The organism is Niveibacterium sp., assembly GCF_041909475.1.
Lineage (GTDB): Bacteria > Pseudomonadota > Gammaproteobacteria > Burkholderiales > Rhodocyclaceae > Niveibacterium.
In genome coordinates, this window is record NZ_JAYRDJ010000046.1 from 13,410 (window position 1) to 33,043 (window position 19,634).

At 61.8% G+C, this 19,634-nt stretch carries 22 protein-coding genes; 13 read left to right on the forward strand and 9 right to left on the reverse strand.

Features of this window, described 5'->3' with window-relative positions; genetic code table 11:
* Nucleotides 1–18 precede the first annotated feature (18 nt).
* From ACE3P0_RS19685 to ACE3P0_RS19725, 9 genes are all read left to right on the forward strand, one after another.
* Entirely contained in the window at nt 19–456 is a 438-nt protein-coding gene (locus ACE3P0_RS19685; protein WP_374404482.1) for a NifB/NifX family molybdenum-iron cluster-binding protein, read from the forward strand.
* Between the two features lie 15 nt (nt 457–471).
* Nucleotides 472–603 carry a cytochrome bd-I oxidase subunit CydX gene (cydX, locus tag ACE3P0_RS19690; protein ID WP_374404483.1) on the forward strand — a complete coding sequence of 44 codons (132 nt, stop codon included), beginning with the start codon at nt 472–474 and terminating at the stop codon, nt 601–603.
* Nucleotides 587–880 (forward strand): cyd operon YbgE family protein, encoded by a 294-nt coding sequence (locus tag ACE3P0_RS19695; protein ID WP_374404485.1) that lies wholly within the window; start codon nt 587–589, stop codon nt 878–880. The genes cydX and ACE3P0_RS19695 overlap by 17 nt, the downstream gene beginning before the upstream one ends.
* Before the next feature lie 2 nt (nt 881–882).
* Nucleotides 883–1,524, forward strand: coding sequence for an MBL fold metallo-hydrolase (locus ACE3P0_RS19700; RefSeq protein ID WP_374404487.1), 642 nt, complete (start codon nt 883–885; stop codon nt 1,522–1,524).
* A 67-nt stretch (nt 1,525–1,591) separates the two neighbouring features.
* On the forward strand, nt 1,592–2,191 hold the full coding sequence (locus ACE3P0_RS19705) for an EF-hand domain-containing protein (RefSeq protein ID WP_374404488.1): 600 nt from the start codon (nt 1,592–1,594) through the stop codon (nt 2,189–2,191).
* A 76-nt stretch (nt 2,192–2,267) separates the two neighbouring features.
* Complete coding sequence (locus tag ACE3P0_RS19710) at nt 2,268–3,935, forward strand: FAD-dependent oxidoreductase (RefSeq protein ID WP_374404489.1); 1,668 nt, start codon at nt 2,268–2,270, stop codon at nt 3,933–3,935.
* Between the two features lie 18 nt (nt 3,936–3,953).
* Nucleotides 3,954–4,601 (forward strand): Crp/Fnr family transcriptional regulator, encoded by a 648-nt coding sequence (locus ACE3P0_RS19715; RefSeq protein ID WP_374404490.1) that lies wholly within the window; start codon nt 3,954–3,956, stop codon nt 4,599–4,601.
* Between the two features lie 123 nt (nt 4,602–4,724).
* Entirely contained in the window at nt 4,725–5,024 is a 300-nt protein-coding gene (locus tag ACE3P0_RS19720; protein ID WP_374404491.1) for a hypothetical protein, read from the forward strand.
* A 61-nt stretch (nt 5,025–5,085) separates the two neighbouring features.
* A complete protein-coding gene (locus ACE3P0_RS19725; protein WP_374404492.1) occupies nt 5,086–5,454 on the forward strand; it encodes a TSUP family transporter in 369 nt (122 codons plus the stop codon).
* Nucleotides 5,455–5,489: 35 nt separating this feature from the next.
* Here ACE3P0_RS19725 and pstB read toward each other — a convergent pair whose 3' ends face one another.
* The 6 genes from pstB to ACE3P0_RS19755 form a co-directional block, all read right to left on the reverse strand.
* Complete coding sequence (gene pstB / locus ACE3P0_RS19730; protein ID WP_374404506.1) at nt 5,490–6,233, reverse strand: phosphate ABC transporter ATP-binding protein PstB; 744 nt, start codon at nt 6,231–6,233, stop codon at nt 5,490–5,492.
* A gap of 71 nt (nt 6,234–6,304) precedes the next feature.
* Entirely contained in the window at nt 6,305–7,150 is an 846-nt protein-coding gene (pstA, locus tag ACE3P0_RS19735; RefSeq protein ID WP_374404493.1) for a phosphate ABC transporter permease PstA, read from the reverse strand.
* A 10-nt stretch (nt 7,151–7,160) separates the two neighbouring features.
* Nucleotides 7,161–8,135, reverse strand: a complete 975-nt coding sequence (pstC, locus tag ACE3P0_RS19740; protein WP_374404494.1) for a phosphate ABC transporter permease subunit PstC — start codon at nt 8,133–8,135, stop codon at nt 7,161–7,163.
* Nucleotides 8,136–8,193: 58 nt separating this feature from the next.
* Nucleotides 8,194–9,234 carry a phosphate ABC transporter substrate-binding protein PstS gene (pstS, locus tag ACE3P0_RS19745; RefSeq protein WP_374404495.1) on the reverse strand — a complete coding sequence of 347 codons (1,041 nt, stop codon included), beginning with the start codon at nt 9,232–9,234 and terminating at the stop codon, nt 8,194–8,196.
* A gap of 466 nt (nt 9,235–9,700) precedes the next feature.
* Nucleotides 9,701–11,470 carry a hypothetical protein gene (locus ACE3P0_RS19750; RefSeq protein ID WP_374404496.1) on the reverse strand — a complete coding sequence of 590 codons (1,770 nt, stop codon included), beginning with the start codon at nt 11,468–11,470 and terminating at the stop codon, nt 9,701–9,703.
* Between the two features lie 227 nt (nt 11,471–11,697).
* Complete coding sequence (locus tag ACE3P0_RS19755; RefSeq protein WP_374404497.1) at nt 11,698–12,363, reverse strand: RluA family pseudouridine synthase; 666 nt, start codon at nt 12,361–12,363, stop codon at nt 11,698–11,700.
* 746 nt (nt 12,364–13,109) lie between these two features.
* On the opposite strand from ACE3P0_RS19755, the gene ACE3P0_RS19760 reads away from it, so the two are divergent.
* The 4 genes from ACE3P0_RS19760 (at nt 13,110) to ACE3P0_RS19775 (ending at nt 16,969) form a co-directional block, all read left to right on the forward strand.
* Nucleotides 13,110–14,468 (forward strand): TniQ family protein, encoded by a 1,359-nt coding sequence (locus ACE3P0_RS19760; protein ID WP_374404508.1) that lies wholly within the window; start codon nt 13,110–13,112, stop codon nt 14,466–14,468.
* A 76-nt stretch (nt 14,469–14,544) separates the two neighbouring features.
* Nucleotides 14,545–14,667 (forward strand): hypothetical protein, encoded by a 123-nt coding sequence (locus ACE3P0_RS19765; RefSeq protein ID WP_374404498.1) that lies wholly within the window; start codon nt 14,545–14,547, stop codon nt 14,665–14,667.
* A 30-nt stretch (nt 14,668–14,697) separates the two neighbouring features.
* Nucleotides 14,698–14,940 (forward strand): hypothetical protein, encoded by a 243-nt coding sequence (locus ACE3P0_RS19770; protein WP_374404500.1) that lies wholly within the window; start codon nt 14,698–14,700, stop codon nt 14,938–14,940.
* Nucleotides 14,941–15,949: 1,009 nt separating this feature from the next.
* Nucleotides 15,950–16,969 (forward strand): IS110 family transposase, encoded by a 1,020-nt coding sequence (locus tag ACE3P0_RS19775; RefSeq protein ID WP_374404501.1) that lies wholly within the window; start codon nt 15,950–15,952, stop codon nt 16,967–16,969.
* A 404-nt stretch (nt 16,970–17,373) separates the two neighbouring features.
* On the opposite strand, the gene ACE3P0_RS19780 is transcribed toward ACE3P0_RS19775, so the two are convergent.
* From ACE3P0_RS19780 to ACE3P0_RS19790, 3 genes are all read right to left on the reverse strand, one after another.
* Complete coding sequence (locus ACE3P0_RS19780) at nt 17,374–18,048, reverse strand: HNH endonuclease (protein ID WP_374404502.1); 675 nt, start codon at nt 18,046–18,048, stop codon at nt 17,374–17,376.
* A gap of 93 nt (nt 18,049–18,141) precedes the next feature.
* Nucleotides 18,142–18,858 carry a hypothetical protein gene (locus ACE3P0_RS19785; protein WP_374404503.1) on the reverse strand — a complete coding sequence of 239 codons (717 nt, stop codon included), beginning with the start codon at nt 18,856–18,858 and terminating at the stop codon, nt 18,142–18,144.
* 138 nt (nt 18,859–18,996) lie between these two features.
* Entirely contained in the window at nt 18,997–19,383 is a 387-nt protein-coding gene (locus ACE3P0_RS19790; protein ID WP_374404504.1) for a hypothetical protein, read from the reverse strand.
* Nucleotides 19,384–19,634 lie beyond the last annotated feature (251 nt).

Sequence of the window (19,634 nt, forward strand, 5' to 3'; positions counted from 1 at the left end):
CAAACCAAGGACCCCCTCATGACCCTCGTTGCCCTCACCACGCAGAACCGCAAGACGATCACCGGCCACGCCGGCATGTGCCGCAACTTCATGGTGTTCAAGCTCGACGGCCCGGAAGTCACGCAGCAGCGTGTAGTGGAACTCAAGCCGGAGCAGAGCTTCCACGAGCTCGCCGACGGCATGCCGCATCCGCTTGATGGCATCGATCTGCTGATCTCGGGCGGCATGGGCGCCGGCCTGCAACAAAAGCTCGCGCGGCGCGGCATCGAATCGCTGATCACCAGCGAAACCGACCCGCTGCGCGCACTGACGCTGCTGGTGCAAGGCGCGCTGCCGGTGCTCAACCACGCCGCGCATGCGCACCACCACCACGATCACGAACATGGCCATGCGCACGATCACGGCCATCCGCACGCCGAGGGCCAGCGCTGCGCCGGCTGCCGCTGCGGCCACTGAAACAGGAGCACGGACATGTGGTACTTCACCTGGATGCTGGGTATCGGCTTCGCGGTACTGCTTGCGATCCTCAACGCGATGTGGGGCGAGCACGAAGACGCACGCCGCGACACACGCAGCGGGGACGGCCATGCCGGCTCGCTGTGACACACCGGAGCACGGCAGCGCCGGCATCGCGCCGCTGCCGCTGCTGATCGGCATCCTGATCATGCTCGCGGTCACCGCCTATCCGCCGCTGGTGCAACGCGCGGACGGCCGCGCAGACCATCTGGCGCTGTTGATGCTGTGCTGGGCGATGGCGGCCGGCTTCACACGCGGCGTCGGACTGGTACCGCGCAACGCGCTGCTGCGCACCCTGCTCGCTGGCAGCACCTCGCTGCTGGCACTGTGCTGTGCGCTGCTGCTGCGCGCGCTGGGGGGTTGAGCATGCTGTTCCGCCAGATCCTCGACCCGGCCACGGCCTCACTCAGCTACCTGCTGGCCGATGACTCAAGCGCCGATGCCGTGGTGATCGACCCCCTGCCGGCCACGGCACTGCTGGTGCGATCGATCCTTCAGGAGCAGGGCCTGAACCTGCGCTATGTCTTGCGCACCCATGTGCATGCGCCGGATCGCATCGAGTGCGGCGCGCTGTGCCGGTTGCCTGGGGTCTGTTACGCGGTGGGTGACTTCGCCGCTGCCCCTTCTGCGCAACGGCGGCTCGCCGATGGCGACGTCGTGCAGTTCGGCGGTGAGCGCCTGCGGGTGATGGCCACGCCCGGCCACACGCCGGGCTGCGTCAGCTACCTGTGGCGCGATCGCGTGTTCTGCGGCGACGTGATGGAAATCAACGGCTGCGGCCAGGCGGTCGATGAGACCGACTTCGGTCAGATGTACGACAGCGTGATGCACCGGATTTTTGCGTTGGCGGACGAAACCTTGTTGTTCCCCGCGCACGACTATCGCGGCCGCACCGTGTCGACGATCGCGGAAGAGCGCCGCATGAACAGCGCCTTCCTCGGGCGCAGCCGCGACGCCTTTGTCACCGCGATGCAGGCCTGGCCCGGCAACCGCCTGCACGCAGCTTAGGAGGCGAGCCCTGCAGCTGCGGGCTCGCGAGATGGCGCGGAGCGATCCGCATAAAGGAGTTTGAGCCATGAACCAAAAGCGCATTTATCAAACACTTCGCGCCCTCACTGGCGCGGCGATGCTGTCGATTGCAAGCACCGCTGTCGCGCAGACACCGCCACCGAACGGCCCGATGCCCTTCGCCAGCTACGACAAGAACGGCGACGGCTTCATCAGCGAAGCGGAGTTCGACGCCGCGCGCAGCCAGCGCATGCATGAGAACGCCGCACAAGGCCGCCCGATGCGCGGCATCGCCACCGCGCCGAGCTTTGCATCGCTCGACACCAACCACGATGGAAAGCTCAGCCCCGAAGAGCTGCTCGCCGGTCAGCGCGCACAGCAGGCGCAACGCGGTGGTCGCGGAGGAGGTGGTGGCGGGCGCGGCTGGAACGCGCCGAGCTTCGCCGAGTTCGATCTCGACCACGATCAGGCGATCACCGCGAGCGAGTTCGAGCAGGCACGCACGCAACGCATCAGCGAACGCGCAAAGGCCGGCTACCCGATGCGTAACCTCGGCACCGCGCCGCGTTTCGAAGACATCGACACCGACCATGACGGCAAGCTCACCGCTACCGAGTTCGCTGCACACCAGATGCAGTGGCGCCAGCGCGGCGGCCCGACACCTTGAACACAGCTGACACCGCCGCATGCCGCGCAGCACATCTACACCCCGATACAACACGACTGAAGAAGAGGAATACGAAATGAGCAAGGCACCACGTTTGTTGGTCGTAGGCGGCGTTGCCGCCGGGGCATCGTGTGCCGCACGCGCACGGCGGCTGCGGGAAGACGCCGAGATCATCGTCGTGGAACGCGGGCCGGATGTGTCCTTCGCCAACTGCGGGCTGCCGTATCACATCGGCGGCGAAATCGGCGCCCGCGAAGCGCTCGCGGTGCAGAACCCGGCCAGCCTCAAGGCGATGCTGAATCTCGACGTGCGCACCGGATGCGAAGCGATCGAGATCGACCGCGCCGGCAAGCGGGTATCGGTCCGCCACCTGAGCGCTGGCAGCGTCGAATGGATCGGCTACGACAAGCTGATGCTCGCGCCGGGGGCTGCGCCGATCCGCCCCGCGTTGCCGGGCATCGACGACCCGCGCGTGTTCACGCTGCGCAATCTGCAGGACATGGACCGCATCTGCGCCGCGGCCGACGCCGGCTCGCGGGCAGTGGTCATCGGCGCCGGCTTCATCGGCATCGAGATGAGCGAACAGCTTCATGCGCGCGAGATTGCGGTGCATCTGGTGGAACTGCAGCCGCAGGTCCTGCCGCATCTCGACGTGCCGATGGCGGCCCTGCTGGAAACCGAGCTGCGTCGCCACGACATCGACGTCGTGCTGGGCGACGGCATCGCCGGATTCGAGCCGGGCAACGACAAGCTGCTGTGCCGCCTGAATTCCGGCAAGCTGCTTGAGGCGGACATGGTGATCCTGTCGATCGGCGTACAGCCGGACACCGCACTGGCGCGCAGTGCGGGCCTCGAACTGGGCCCGCGCGGCCACATCGTCGTCGACGCCTTCATGCGCACATCCGATCCCGACATCTACGCGGCCGGCGATGCGGTGCAGACACGCGACCGTATCAGCGACACCCCCACCGCGCTGCCGATGGGTGGCCCCGCCAACCGGCAGGGGCGCGTCGCAGCGGACCACATGTTCATGCCGGCGCAGGCCAGGCCTTACCCCGGCTCGCTCGGAACCGCCATCGTGCGCGGCTTTCATGTTGCCGCCGGCATCACCGGCTGGAGCGAGAAGCGCCTGCTCGCCGCCGGCCGCGCCTGCCAGAGCGTGACAGTCAACGACCACCAGCACGCCACCTACTTTCCTGGCGCGAAGCCGCTGACGCTGAAGATCGTGTGGAATCCGGAAAGCGGTGCGCTGCTCGGTGCGCAGGCCACCGGCTTCGAGGGCATCGACAAGCGACTCGATGTGCTCGCCACGGCGATCACCGCCGGTATGACGATCGACGATCTGTGCCACCTGGAACTCGCCTACGCACCGCCCTTCGGCTCGGCGAAAGACGCGATCAACATCGCCGGCTTTGCCGCCTGCAACCGGCGCGATGGCCTGGTGCGGCATGTCACCGAACTGCCACGTGACCCGGCATTCCAGATTGTCGATGTGCGGCCCAAGCCGCTCGCCGAGGCCTTTCCCGCACCGGTGCCGGTGCTCAACATCCCCTTCCCGACGCTGCGCGCGAACCTCGACAAGCTCGACCGAAGCAGGCCGGTGGTCACGCTCTGCGCCTTCGGCAAGATGAGCTACTTCGCGGCGCGGGTGCTGGCGCAGCACGGCTTCGATGTGGCGAGTTTCAGCGGCGGCATCAAGGCGAACATCGACCCGCGCACGCCGGCGCGCCATCCCACCGCCTGAGGCGAGCGAGGTCTGCACTTGAGCACGCGTCAGCACAAGCCGGCATCACACGGCCCCCGCGGCGGCGGCCGGGCCGCACTCGCCACGCCGATCCGCATCCGGCGCGGCACTGCGATCATCCAGGCAGGGCAGACGGGCCTGCCGTGGCGCCTGCTATCAGGCCTCGCGCGCATCGACCGGGTGGCGGCCAGCGGCACGCAGTGTGCCGGCCTTGCGCTGCCCGGCGATCTGCTCGGCTGCGAAGCCTGCGTCGACGGCCACTACGCTTTCGATGTGCTTGCGCTGACGCCCTGCACCGCCGCGCCATGCCATGAAGTTGAGGCCGCAACCACGCCGGCGCTGCTTGTTGCCGACCTGGTGGTGAAACAGACGCGCGCCGCAGCGCTGCTTGCCGCCCGCACGGGCGCACCGCTCGAACGGGTACGGCGGCTGATCGGCCTGCTTGCAGCAGGCGGTGGCCCGACGCTGGCGCCCGCCGTACTCGTGCTGCCGAGGCTTGCCGACATGGGGCTGCTCACCAACCTGGCGCCCGAGACGGTGTGCCGGGCGCTTGCCGAACTGCGCGAGCAAGGTGTGTTGCCCGACAAGCGGCCCGCCCGGCAAGGGGCCGCCCCGCGCCAGCCGCACGCCCGCGACAAGCACGCCGACCGGCGATTGATTGCGTGAAGCCGATACGGCACCGGACAAACAAACCCGCTTACAGAAATCCACGCGCAAGTTCGCAGGCGGCCATTAAGATCGCCAGCGTTATTCGTTTTCACCGCCACCGATCACCGAACGCGAGCGCAGATGAGCACCAGGAACGGCCTCTCGACGCACATCCTGCCGACGTCGGCGACCATGATCGGGATCTGCATGACGGTGCTCTCGATCAATCACCTGAGCCCGTCGAGCAGCGTGCGCTGGGCGGTGCACAAGCTGCTCGCGCTCGATGCGATCACCTTCCTCGTCAGCGCCTTGCTTTCGTTCCTCTCCATGAAGCGCGAGAACGGGCCGGAACGTTACGAATCGCTCGCCGAGCTGATCTTCATCTGCGGGCTCGGCATGCTGGTGGTCGTGGCGCTCGTGCTCGCACTGGCAATCGATTGATCATGCGCGGACCACGCGTACCGAGCGCCCGCCGGGCGCAGCCACCTCACAGCTGAATTCCATGCAAACAACTGCTCTGGTTCTGATCGGCCTGCTCGCCGGCACGCTTTCCGGCATGTTCGGCATCGGCGGCGGCATCATCATCGTGCCCGCATTGATTTACGGACTCGGCTTCAGCCAGCGCCTCGCCACCGGCACCAGCCTCGTGGTCTTGCTGCCGCCGGTTGGTGCCGCGGCGGTGGTGGAGTACTACCGGCGTGGCGAAGTCGATGTGCGCGCCGCCCTGCTGATCGCCGCCTCGCTGTTCGTCGGCGCCTGGCTATCGTCGAGGGCCGTCGGCGAGGTCAGCGCGTCGCTATTGCGCGGCGCGTTCGGCGTGTTCCTGCTGATTCTTGGCGGCTACATGGTGTACGACGCCTCCCGGCTCTGAAGCCGGGCCGGCCGCTGCCACGCAGCGGCGCGGACTCAGCCGAAACGGCCGGTGATGTAGTCCTCGGTGCGGCGATCTTTCGGCGACAGGAACATCCCATCGGTTTCGCCGAACTCGATCAGCTCACCCAGGTACATGTAGGCGGTGCAGTTCGAGATGCGCGCGGCCTGCTGCATGTTGTGCGTGACGATCGCGATCGTGAAGTCGGCGCGCAGTTCGGAGATCAGCTCCTCGATGCGCATCGTCGAGATCGGGTCGAGCGCCGACGTGGGCTCGTCGAGCAGCAGCACTTCGGGCCGCACTGCGGCGGCGCGCGCGATGCACAGGCGCTGCTGCTGGCCGCCCGAAAGACTGGTGCCGGACTTGCCCAGCTTGTCCTTCACCTCGTCCCACAGTGCGGCCTTGCGCAAGGCCCATTCAACGCGCTCTTCCATGTCCGCCCGCGACAGCGATTCGTGCAGGCCGACACCGAACGCGATGTTGTCGTAGATGCTCATCGGAAAAGGCGTGGGCTTCTGGAACACCATGCCGACCTTGGCCCGCAGGGTCTGCACATCGCAGCCCTTGGCGAGTATGTCCTCGCCATCCAGCAACAAGGTGCCGGACGCGGCGTGCCCGGGGTAAAGGTCGTACATGCGGTTCATCATCCGCAGCAGCGTGGACTTGCCGCAGCCGGAAGGCCCGATGAAGGCGGTGACCCGGTTCTTGTAGATGTCCAGGTTGATGTTCTTCAGCGCGTGGAAGCTGCCGTAGTGGAAGTTGACCGCCTTGAAGGCCATCTGCACTTCTTGCTTCTGCGCTTCGGCGGCGGCCGTGATCCGGTTCGCGCCGACTTCTCTTTGCTGCACTTTCAATGTCCACCACCTTCCCTCAGCACAACGCGCGAGATCACGTTGAGCACGAGGATGCTGACTGTTATCAGGAGAACACCCGCCCAGGCGAGGTGCTGCCAGGCTTCGAACGGGCTCATCGCGAAGCGGAATATCGTGACCGGCAGGTTCGCGACCGGCTGCCCCAGATCGAGGCTCCAGAACTGGTTCGACAGCGCGGTGAAGAGCAGCGGTGCGGTCTCGCCCGCAATGCGCGCCAGACCCAGCAGCACACCGGTTACCACGCCAGCGCGTGCCGACCGCATCGAGACGCGGATGATCACCGTCTGACGCGTGGCGCCGAGCGCGAAGGCGGCCTCGCGCAGCGAGTTCGGCACCAGCTTGAGCATGTTGTCGGTCGTGCTCAACACCACCGGCACCAGAATCAGCGCCAGCGCCAGCGCACCCGCCCAGCCCGAGAAATTGCCGCTGCGCGACACCACCAGCCCGTACACGAACAGGCCAACCACGATGGAGGGGGCAGATAGCAGGATCTCGTTGATGAAGCGCGTGGCGGCGGCGATCCAGGTATCGCGGCCGTATTCCGCGAGATAGATCCCGGCAAGGATGCCGATCGGCGCGCCGACCAGCGTGGCGATGCCAACCAACACACCGCTGCCCGCGATTGCGTTGAGCAGGCCGCCACCGTCGGCGCCCGGCGGCGGCGTCATCTTCGTGAAGAGATCGAGCGAGACACCGGGAATGCCGAGCTTCAGTACCGTGGCGAGAATCCAGATCAGCCAGACGAAACCGAACACCATGGCCAGCATCGACAGCGTCATCGCGACAATGTTGGTGAGTTTGCGGCGGCGAGCGAGGGTCATCATGATCTTGGGCTCAAGCGGCGTCGCGCGGCGCGAGCCGCAGCAGCAACAGACGCGAACACACCAGCACCGCGAAGGTGATCGCGAACAGGATCAGGCCCAGTTCGATCAGCGCCGAGGTGTAGATGCCGGGCGTCGCTTCGCCGAACTCGTTTGCCAGCGTCGAGGTGATGCTGGTGCCGGGTGCGTAGAGCGAAAGCCCTGAAAGGAAATTGGTGTTGCCGATGACGAAGGTGACCGCCATCGTTTCGCCAAGGGCGCGGCCGAGGCCCAGCATGATGCCGCCGAAGACGCCGATGCGGGTGTGCGGCAACACGATGCGGGAGACTACCTCCCACGTGGTGCAGCCAAGGCCGTAGGCCGACTCTTTCAACAAGACCGGTGTAACGCTGAACACATCACGCATCACCGCGGCGATGAAGGGGATGATCATGATTGCGAGGATCACGCCCGCCGCGAGAATGCCGACGCCCAGCGGTGCGCCCTGGAACAGCCGCCCGATCAGCGGCAGCGGCCCGAATACGGCACTGAGCGATGGCTGGATGTACTGCGCAAAGAACGGCGCAAAGATCATCAGCCCCCACATGCCGTAGACGATCGACGGTATGGCCGCGAGCAGTTCGATCGCAATGCCGAGCGGGCGACGCATCCACACCGGCGACAGTTCGGTGAGGAAGACCGCAATGCCGAAGCTCACCGGCACCGCAATCGCTAGCGCGATCAATGAGGTCGCGATCGTGCCGTAGATGGGAACCAGCGCGCCGAACTGCTCCTTGGGCGGGTTCCACTCGCTCGACACGAGAAAGCCGAATCCGAACTTCTGGATCGACTCGCTGGCACCGACGATCAAGGACAGGATGATGCCCAGCAGCACCAACAGCGTCAGCGCCGCAGCGCCGCGGGTGACGAGCAGGAAGGCGCCGTCAGCGATACGCTGGCGCAGATGGCGCCCGAGCAGAGTCTCGGGCGCAGGGCGAATCGATGTCATGAGGAACCGACTTGTGAGCGACAGGCTTCGGGGCGGTCAGTGACCGCCCCGGAAGGCATCAGCGCAGCGCGACCGGCTTGCCGGAAGCGTCCTTCAGCTGACCCCAGCTCGAATGGATCAGATTGACGAGGCTCTCGGGCAGCGGCACATAGTCCAGCTCGTCAGCCATCTTGCTGCCGTTCTTGTACGACCACTCGAAGAACTTCAGCACTTCGGCGGCCTGCGCCGGCTTGTCCTGCACCTTGTGCATCAGGATGAAGGTGGCGCCGGTAATCGGCCACGAATCCTTGCCCGGTTCCTCGGTCAGGATCTCGTGAAAGGCGGACTTCGACCAGTCAGCCCCTGCAGCAGCCGCCTTGAAGGTGGTGTCATCCGGCGCAACGAAGTTGCCGGCCGCATTCTTCATCATCGCGTGCGTCAGCTTGTTCTGCTTGGCGTAGGCGTACTCCACGTAACCGATCGAGCCCGGCAGGCGCTGCACGAAGGCCGACACGCCTTCATTGCCCTTGCCGCCGAGGCCAACCGGCCATTGCACCGCGGTGCCCTCGCCGACCTTCTGCTTCCACTCCGGGCTGACCTTCGACAGATAGTTGCTGAAGATGAAGGTCGTGCCAGAGCCGTCGGCACGGCGCACCACGCCGATGTCGGTGCCCGGCAGCGCGACGTTCGGGTTCAGCCCGGCAAGCGCCTTGTCGTTCCACTTCGTGATCTTGCCGAGGTAGATGTCGGCCAGCAGCGCGCCCGTAAGCTTGAGTTCACCCGACTTGACGCCCGGCAGATTGACGACCGGCACCACGCCGCCGATCACCGTGGGGAACTGCATCAGCCCGTCTTTGGCCAGATCCTCGGGTGTCAGCGGCATGTCGGAAGCGCCGAAGTCCACCGTCTTCGCGATGATCTGCTTGATGCCGCCGCCCGAACCGATCGACTGGTAGTTGATGCGGTTGCCGGTCGCCTTCTGGTAGGCATCAGCCCACTTGGCGTAGACCGGTGCCGGGAACGAAGCACCCGCGCCCGTGACCTCGGCAGCTTGCGCCGTGCTCGCCAGCATCGCGGCACCGAACAAGGGCGTGAACAGTAGAACCTTAGCCTTGCACATGAATTCCATTCCTATCGAGTGATCGGTAATGCGGAACGGAAAGGCTAGAGACCGAAGATGACGGATCCGTGACGTACATGTTACGGGGCGCCGCACCATGCAGTGTGCATCGAATGACAAATGCGTTAATCGACGCGCTGCTGCTGCCGCGCTTCGCGCCGCGACGCGCGTCACGCGCGATACGCGCCGATCCTTGGATGGCTTATCTCCGGGGGCGGTTCGCGCGAAACGCCATCGACATATTTTGGCCCCCAGACGCGAGCGACCGGGCAACACGACGAACACGGTTCTCGCTCAAGCGCCCGCCGAGAATCGCGTTTGTAAGAAGTTGTCAGCAGCAGCGTGGAATTACGTGTAGGCGCCAACGTCCTTACCCGGCATCACCGGCGCCACGCATCTGACCGGCGCGAATTGATTGCCGCTGGCGCGGCGCACGGCCCTGGCCGCCAGCACCCCACCGCTTGCGTCAGGCGGCGCACGGAACCGCTGGCGGCGCGAACGTCACCTGCAACGCATTCCCGACAATGGCGAAGGCAGGCGTCATGCCGTCGACGCTGTTACCGCGGAACTGGTCCGCAGAGTAGTCGGAGAGGTTCGGCGCGGTCAGCACGGTATAGGGTGTGCCGACGCTAATGCCGGCGCTCTGGAACGAGAAGGTGGTTGTGCACGGCAGTGCCAGCGCGCCGGTTAGTGTCAGACTGGTCGGGACGCTGCCGAGCTTCACCCGGATGATGCCGCCGACGAGTTCAAGGTTGGCCAGCGTGACACCGCCACTGTGGTCGCTGAGATCCGGTTCCCCATTGTCGGCAAGCGAAATGCTGGACGTACCGCCGGAGGAATGATCGTAGAACGCGACCTTGCCCCCGTAGCCGCCGTTCACGCCGCCGTAAGCAAACAGCACCGCATTGCCCGCGGTCGACGTGCCAGAGAACGTCGTGTAGCCGCCCGACGCGCCCGAAATAAAGGCGCCTAGGTTGTAGAACGTCCCCTCGCCGGCAGTAGGAACGTTACTGCTATCGCCCGCGCTGGCGGACACATCACCACTTGAGTAGCTATCGGTATAGACCGAGAACGCCGTAAAGCCTGCCGCACCGCCCTGCGAGGCGGCGGGGTGGTTGTAGAAAATGGCGTTGCCCGCAGTCGGGAAATAGCTGCTCGGCTGATTGATCGAAAAGATCGTATGACCGGCGCTGGCGTTGCCGGGGATCGTGCTGCCGTAGTTGTTGAAGGTACCGTTGGCAGCAGCCGGCGAGCCGTGTCGGGCGCTGAACTCAACATGGCCACCGCCGCCCTGCTCGGTATTGCGCGCACCGAAGTTGAAATAGGTGCCGTTCCCCGCCGAGGCGCCCCCCGCTGTGACTTCCGGCGGATTGTTGTTGAAACTCGTGACGCCGCCGTAGGCCCCGGCGGCTGGTGCGGCGTAATTGTAGAAATGTCCGTAGTGGCCGCTAGCTGTGCCGTCGAAGGCCACGTCGCCACCGTTCGCCTTGCTGCAGGAGCCGCCCTTGTTGAAGAAGTGCGCGTTGCCCGCTGTCGAGCTGTCGTAGAACTGCGTGTTGCCACCATCGCCACCGGAAACCGTGCCGCCGATGTTGGTAAAAGTGGCATTGGCGGCGGTCGAGTTGTCGTGGAACACGACGTTACCGAAGGTATCGCCATCGCTGCCGAGCGTGCCGTAGATGGTGAAGCTGGCCGACTCCGCGGTAGAAGAATCGCCGAAACTAATCTCGCCGCCCACTGTGCTGCCATGCCGCGGCGGCGTGCCCGCGCCAGTCCAGGCCATAAAGTTGGCTGCGCCGGCGGATGAGGTATCAGCAAAGCGGATCACGCCGCCACCGGAATCCTGTGCCGTAGCCGGGCCGGCGCAGTAGTAATTGTTGGCGCCCCCCGCCGAAGCGGCATTAGCGAACGTGAGCTGCGGACTCTGGTACCCGGTGCTTGCGGCAGCGACGATGAAGTTCTGCTGACTCATCGAGTCATTGGTAACACCGCTGCCGGCAATCACCAGCGTTGGCGTGGTGGGCGACGATGCGCTGAAGGTGAAGGTATAGGCCGGCGCCCCTGCCGCGAATTTGATGTCGTTCACCACACTTCCGGATGCCTGAGAAAAGCTGATGGCGGTCTGCGCCGAACCGGCGAAAGCTGCCACACCGGAGGGCACTCCAGCCGGGTTCCAGTTGCTCGCCGTGTTCCAGTCGCCGCTGCCTGCATCAAGGTTCCAGGTGGAGGTGGTCATGTTTGTCTCTATCGTTGTGGGGTGGGCGCGATTCAATACGAAAGCGAACTCTGAAGCCAGCCAGCGCCGGGAGCCCAAACTGCGCACCAGTTTGGGCTCCCGGCTCACAACACTGTTGGAGCACACCCCGCGCCTAGCCACCAACGACCACGATGGGTCGGGTCCCGTCTTTCGTTACTTAGGAAAGCCAATGTTCCGGAGGCCGACGGTGCCACGGGTGGCGACGATCAGAAGGGCGGAGGACATTCAACACGCAGCAGTGTCCCAGTTTCGGGATGCTCGAATTCGATCTGGCAGGCGTGCAACATCAGACGCTCAGCCTTTGCGCAGGATGCCGGAGTGCCGTAGAAATCGTCGCCAATGATGGGATGCCCCATCGCTTCCATGTGAACCCGCAGCTGATGCAGACGCCCGGTGATGGGCTCCAGCGCGATCCGCGAGACTCCAGGTATGCCGCTGCTATCAAGCACGCGATAGCGCGTCAGGCACGGCCGGCCCGCGGCGTGATCGACTTTCTGTTTGGGAGGGTTTGCCTGATCCACGCCAATCGGCAGTCCGATCTCACCGGCGGCGGCAACGCTCCAGCAGCCATCGACCAGGGCTTGATAGCTCTTTCGCACCCTGCGCTCCTGAAACTGGCGACTGAGTTCCCGCAGCGCCTTGGCTCCGCGCCCCATGACGATGATGCCCGAGGTGCCCATGTCCAGGCGATGAACGATCATCGCGTCGGGAAACTGGGCCTGTACCCGACGCGACAGGCAATCTTCCTTGCCGGGATGGCGCCCCGGCACGCTCAGCAAGCCACTGGGTTTGTCGACGACGATCAGCTGATCCGAGAGATACAGCACGGACAGGCCATGGTGCTCAGGCGGACGGTAGGGAGTAGAGGCCATGGTGCGGATTGTCTCATCGAGCTGCTCGCGGAATCCCTCATGCGCCTGAGTTGCTTGGCGATCCGGAATTCTGATGACAGAGAACCAAGGGCAGATGTCGGGATTCAGTACTCAACCGGCCGCTTGATTCATCAGCATCAACGGCCGTATTGGCCGAGGACTTGCCGCCCCGCACTAGCCCCCTGTGACCGCTTGCAGCCTTATGCCGTCGGCCATGGCGTTGCGCCAACGGTTTCTGCTTGCCTGCTAACCGGCGCGCACGCCCACGCCCCGCGCCAGATCCGTGTTTCCTCGTCCGAATCGCAGGCTCCGCTTAGTTTTCGGCTTCATTTCCGGCTGAACACCTGAAAGCCAGTCATCGCCAAATAGCCGCCAAAGCCTTATGGTGTAAGGCTTTGGCGGACATGCTATGCGGAACGCTAGTTTTCGACTTTATTGTTCAGTTTTCGACTTTAATTGCCGGGAACAATTTGATCCCAGAAAAGAAAGTCGGTCGGAGAGACTCACCACACCTCTCTGAACCAATTGATTTTTTGGCATCAACCAAAGTCCGTCGAGCTTTCAAAATTTATAACGGCTTGCACTACGGCGGAAAACAAAGATCGTCGGAACTTGAAAACATTCAACCTCCAGCCTCTCCACACAGCACAAACAAAGGAAGTATGGGTATCCTAGCGACAAGTTCGGCGCCTCCGACGCCGATCGGGAATCCACTTCTCCGCCCGCTAGACGATAAGCTTGGACCTATGCAAATAAGTGTCGAACCCGTTATCGGCAGCCCACGCGAAGCACGGCCACTACCCGACGAATTTAGTCGCGGCCACCATAATCGCTTGAGCAAGATGATGGGATTTCAAAACACCAGCGAATATTCAGAGTACTTACGATCAACACTTTTTAAGGACGGTCGGGAAGCCAAGAACCTCCCGCTTGCGAAGTTGCTCGCATTTGCATGCGGGATGCCATGGTCCGAATATCAAGCCCGACACACGTTTCTCCAGCTATTGTCTTGCTGCGCAAACGAGAAATCATATACGACGAGCGGAGAATTTGTTAATGGCGTTGTAAGAATTGGCGGATTCATTGCTCCAAGAAATCAAACTCATTTTTGCATGGCATGTGTCGAACAAGACAGATCCAAATATGGCTATAGCTACTGGCATCGTAGCCACCAAATGCCGGGGCAGTTCTGGTGCTCTGTCCACCAAGAAGAGATACTGCACGTAGCGCCAAAGACAATAGAGTACGCTCACGACGCTGAAGGCTTGGCAAATAGAGCGCTTGTCGCGAAGAGAGACGTGAGTGGCATAGATCGAGATCATCCGCGAATACAGAGCTTCTATCGCATATCCGAGCATCTGTTGGGATTGGATGTATTGAGCAGGCGAGGTGCCATGCTTAATGCGCTGCAAGCACGCGCTAGTTATCTTGGCATAACGACAAGCAAACGCTCAGTTAAACCACGCGGAACTCTCGCTCTAAGCGATCTAGCTCTGAAGGAGTTACCGGTGCCGTTTCTCAAGGATCTCTTTCCAAAAATTGAATCGAAGAGCCCGGAACGAGTTTTCTACCCGATTGATCAAGCGTTGATGGGAGGGGAATCTTCCAAGCCAGGGGTTGCTGTCGCACTGGCTTCTGCGGTGATGTTCGACGACCCAGAGACCGCCATTGCCGCTATTTGCGCCCGCTCGGTAGCAGTTTTGGAACGGCCAAAACGCCTAAAGAGGAATGAACCTCTAGCGTACGTCGTCAAGAAGTGCGACGGCAGTATGGATAGGATTGCAACGGAGCTTGGGATGCCAGTGCAGCAAGCAAACACCATGATCCAAAGAGATAGGCGTGCAATCCTCCGCTCCGCTTCCAACACAGCAGAGGGCGAAGCTCTACGCGATTTTTATCGCGGACTCTCCCTTACCGAGACAAGCGCCAAGCACGCCGTTAGCAGAAGCTACCTCGAGTTTCTTCTAAGGCTCGAAATTCGGCATAGGGACGGAATCGGACTTCGAGCCGACTCAATCGCGGCGGGTAAGACCGGCCGGTCGGACGTGAAGGGGGCTGACCATGCGAGGACGTGCGAAAGCAAAACGGACATTGCTCAAAATTGAGCAGCGCTGTAGGGGCCGCGAGCGCCGCTATCGCCCGCTCACGCCACGACGTCATCCCGAACCTCTCAGTCATTGGGTGACCCAACTGCGCCTGTCCATTGCGCGCGCACGGCGGCAGATCGACGCGAGTTTGAATTTAGTTGAAGCATCGAACGCGCGCATCGACGAATTCCATCGGCTGGCTGCCATGGTGCGCTGATCGGACCAACCGCCCGTATCGATCGAGGCGATGAATGAAGCAATCGGCGATGCGGGCGAGGCTGCAGGAGGAGCATCGGTAAAGAGGCCGCGTCAGCACTGGCCACGACGGCCGCTTCCGATCACCGCCGAAGAGCAAGAATGGCTCGACATGCCCGACGTCGGCAGGGAAATCCAGCCTGACGATGATTGGGTCGCCCCCAGCGAACCGCGAACCGAAGAGGACGAGAGCGTGGAAGAGCAGCCTCCTTCTCCGGACAAGTCCAATGATTGATGGGTTGGGCCGCGGCCCCGATAATCCGGGAAGCATTCAAACCGCACAACGACCTAGCGTCTGGCCGCCTTCGCGCCTTCGACGCACTGATCACGGCGCATGGTGAGGTCAAGAACCGGCTCTCCGGGCAGATTGCGGATGAGTTGGTCGGATGTGTCCGACAGCATTGCCGACGAGCTACTCAGGCTGCTGTGCGATCCAAGATCTCCATCTGGTCTCTGGGTAGCCGCTCAAGCAGTATGCCCAGATTGCGTTCGTCGCTGGTGTCCGTTAGGCCCAACTAACTCGCGCACAGCGACGAAGAGTAGGCTTGGTAGGCGGCAGCGACATCCAGCCCCAATGCGCAGCATTGGGGTGTCCGGTTGACTGCCATGTTAGGCGCCGCGGATTCAGAAAATAGACGCAACGCTACAAAAGCAAGTGCACATTAGTATTTTCCCCAGTCGTATCGACGCACTACGCCAATGTGCCCGGGCGGGATGCGCCGCATCCACCGAGCAAGAGAATCTTTGAGCGAGAGTAGACTGGCGCGAATCTCCTCACCAGTCCAAGGGCTGTTTCGGCGTACAAGGTCTTCTATGTCTGCGATTGCGGCCTGAGGGAGTGGACTGAGACTCTTTGCGCAAGCTAAAGCAGTTGCTCCGTTAAAAGTCATGAGGAGAAACGGTTGAAGAACGGCGCATTGCTCCGAATTTAAGCCTGGTACCAATGTTCGACAAAACACCCCCCACGCTGGCCCATGAAGGCTCATTGAATCACTGTGAATGGCGTGCTCTTCCCATGGCGGTGCAGGTGTTAGCTGCATGTATTCATAAGGGTAATCTGCCGGGTTGACTGGCCATTTGCTAGTTCTAATTATGGTTAGCTGCAGATAGTCGCTCATGATGTACGCAGGGCCTAACGAATGAAAGGGCATTCCCCATCCCGCGGTGCCGCGTGAGCGGCGTCGCGTTTTGAGTGCCACGATGGGGTTGCACAACTCATCGTCATCTCGATGGAGGGGAAGCCCATGAAAATTGTGGTCCTTGGAATCGATCTGGCCAAGAACGTGTTTGCGTTGCATGGCGTGGATGAACACGGCAAACCTGCCCTTGTGCAACCCTCGGTACGACGCGAGAAGTTGCTCGAGGTTGTCGCCCAACTGCCGCCCTGCTTGATCGGCATGGAAGCATGCTCGGGCGCGCACCATTGGGCGAGGGCATTTTCCCGCTTCGGTCACACCGTGCGTTTGATGGCGCCCAAATTTGTGGTGCCTTACCGACTTTCAGGCAAGCGCGGCAAGAACGACGCGGCGGATGCCGCTGCAATCTGCGAAGCGGTGCAACGGCCGGCGATGCGCTTCGTGCCGGTGAAGGATGAAGCGCAACAAGCGCATCTGACGCTGCATCGGGTCCGACAAGGCTTCGTCACCGAGCGCACGGCGATGATCAACCGCCTGCGTGGGTTGCTCGCCGAGTTTGGTCATGTGCTACCGCTCAAAGCGAGCGTGGTCCGCCGTCAGGCGCGTGCGGCGATCGAGACACTGCCAAGCCTGGCGCGCGAAGCGCTCGAAGATCTGCTGGTCACCATCGCCCAGCTCGACGAACGCATCAATGCCTACGACACCAAACTGCGTCAGATCGCACGGCAGGATCGGCGCATCACACGCCTGATGGCCCTGCCTGGTGTCGGCGAGACCAGCGCGGGCGCCCTGGTGGCGAGCATTGGCAACGGGCACGAATTCAAGAACGGACGGCAGTTCGCTGCTTGGCTCGGACTCGTACCGGGTCAATACAGCTCAGGCGGCAAGTCACGCCTGGGGCGCATCACCAAAGCCGGGGATGCCTACTTGCGAAGCCTGCTGGTGATGGGCGCTCGTGCGGTGTTGGCGCTGGCTGCCCAGCGTGAGGATCGCATCAGCCGCTGGGCGCGTGCGCTCGCGGTGCGACGCGGCTACTGGCGCGCCGTGATCGCTGTCGCAGCCAAGAACGCACGGCTGGCGTGGGCCTGCCTTGCACGCGGCGACGCGTTTGAACTCAAGTCCGAGTAACCCGTTTCCCGCCGATCGAGACGGCACGCGTTGATGAGCCAGGGTTGGACCCGCGCGAGGCATGTCCTGTTTAACTCGTGGCGGAAGCGAATGCTTTCCGCGACTAACGAATGAGGCCCCCGCGCGCGTCTTTCATCAGGGTCCGCAGCCACAAGCGCTGCATCGATGACCGTTTGTAGTGTCGCAGTCCGTACCCCTCGCTCAATCGCGCTACGCAGCCCAACGACCGGAAGAACAAAGCGGTTTGGCAGAAAGCAAAACGGCCACGTGTTGCGTGGCCGTTGGATCAGTTCGCCTTGACTACTGGGGAAGCCCTTGTAGTTGGAGGTGAGAGGCGGCGACCGAAGGGAGCGAACCCAGCTTGCTGGGCGTCCTCTCGACCGAATTGTTAGGGCGGTAGTCCATTAATCTGAAGGATCGCTTCTCTGATTGCATGACAGACAAATTACGCCATTCCACGGGCCTGGATTGTTGCAAAAAGGGCAGAGAAAAGACGGATGTGGATTGGGATCTTTTGTGGTGTAACCGCCAACGATTCCGTCAGTAACGAACACGACGTCCCCTGACTCATGAACCACCGACCATCTTGAAGACACACGCAGGGTGTTTGCCCTCTTCGTCGGTTCAGGATGCAGTTCCTTGAATAGTTCTACCACATCCTCTTTTGTTACCAATCCTTCAGTCTTCGCATCTTCTAGGGCTGCAAGGATTCTGCCCTTGCTTCTGTCTTTTTGCACCTTGGTGCAGATTTTCTCTGCGTGCAGAGCCTTCCTCGATGCGTACTCCAGCGAGGCAATCATAGCGGGGGACGACTTGAAAACCGTTGCATTCTTCCGTGAATTGCAACTTGAATGCGCTGGAACCCAGTTCTTAAAGCTATTGATCGCAAAGTCTCTCTCTAATCCAAACTGATGCAGAACAGCGGAAAGCTCATCTGGTTTTTTCTCAAGAGACTCCGGCAGTATGTGATCAACGGTTGTGTGCCGATACTCAATTGGCTCGCCACACCAGAAGCACGTGCCATCGTGAGCATCCCAAACCCCGAATTTTTCAGCCGGCGAAAATCTGTAGGACGACATAAAAGCCCTAATGTCGAAGGTAAGGGGCGGCCCGCTTGCGGGACGTCCAGCGGAGGCCAAAGGCCGTAGCGGCCTTGACCGAAGTGTTGGGCGTCATTGTCGGAAACTAAACTCCGCTGGTTTTTGCCCCCCTACGATGTGAGCAAGATAGTCATCCAGGATTCGCTCGGGGTCTCCAAGAACAGAGACGTCTGCCATGTTGTTTCCGCGAACATGGAAAACACGCTGGTCTCTTCTCTTCTCGTCGATGAACAGCGCGTCGCCCGCATCGTTCCAAAGCCAACAAAACAGGTAATCGGGGTTTGCCCCAATGTGCTCAGCAAAACCACTTGCAGCAGCTCGTTTTGCACCAATTTGACCCCGAAAGTCTTCGAGAGACAATCGGCTAGAATACGAGAATGGTGTGTTTTTCCACTGCATAGGAATCACGGGTGAATCAGTGATCACGAATGACCAGAATTCTCGATAGAGTTCAACCCAGCGTGTTGGCAACATGCTGAGTTCGTTGTCAAACTCTTCCCCGTCAACGGGCTGAGAGGCGACAACCAAATCAAAGAAGAGATTAAGATCTTTTCGACAGAGAACTGTGGTGACTAGCCAATCATTGCGCCATCTCTTGCAGGCAATTGCCGGAATAGGCCAGTGTTTTTCGAAGGCGTCTGTTGTATTTGCAAACGCTTGAGCAAATCTTGGAAATACATTGCGAAAGGACTGGCCAATGTTCATGCCGATATCTTGACGCAACCTGGAATAGACCTCTTTCGGTATTTCCGACGGCGTCCGAAAAACATGCTCGTAGTTCAGAACCATTTGCAACGTGCTTCCGATTGAAAGTGCACAGGATCTTCCTGGCGAGTAAATGACGCCCAACGTTGGAAGTAACGGGCACCGAGGCGAAGCCGAGGGGACCCAAACGCGCAGCGTTTGGGTGTCCCGTTGACTGACTTGTTAGGCGCCTGCATGGGGTTGTTTAGACTCATTGTTGTCGACGGAATTGCATGCGGCCATATGCCATAGCAAGGCGGCAATTGGCAGCCAAAACGGGGCGCCAAGAGTGAATGTTGAAAAGAACAACACCATTCCAGCGTTGTTCCCAACGGATGCTGGATTGCTGAGCCAGCACAAAAAATAAAAGGCTCCGCAGCACAGCGGAACGACGAGCCAGTTCAATGCCAGCGCGAGCGGGTGCTTTGGGAGTGCGCTATAGGCGCTCAATACGGCGCCAAGCGAGGCTGCCATGATTAACCAAAGGCCCGTATCGGGCGCGACATTTGGGGGCATCCGAATGGCTGCGGCCGGATATGTGGCCAGTGCGGCGCAGGCGATCGCGAGCATTGCGGCGCTAGCACAGTACCTTTTGGACGGCCTCATGTGATGCCTAACGTTTGACGTGAGGGGCCGCCGTAGCGGCGAAGCCGCGAAGGGAACCCACAAGCGCAGCTTGTGGGCGGTCCCTCTCGACGGACTATAAAGGGGACTTCCCACAGTCGCAGGTGGCATAAGCCACGCCGGCATCGAAGTGCCAAGATTGGGGTGCGATCCATCAATCTGAAGCGCGAAAGAGGAAGTCCAAATGAATACTACGA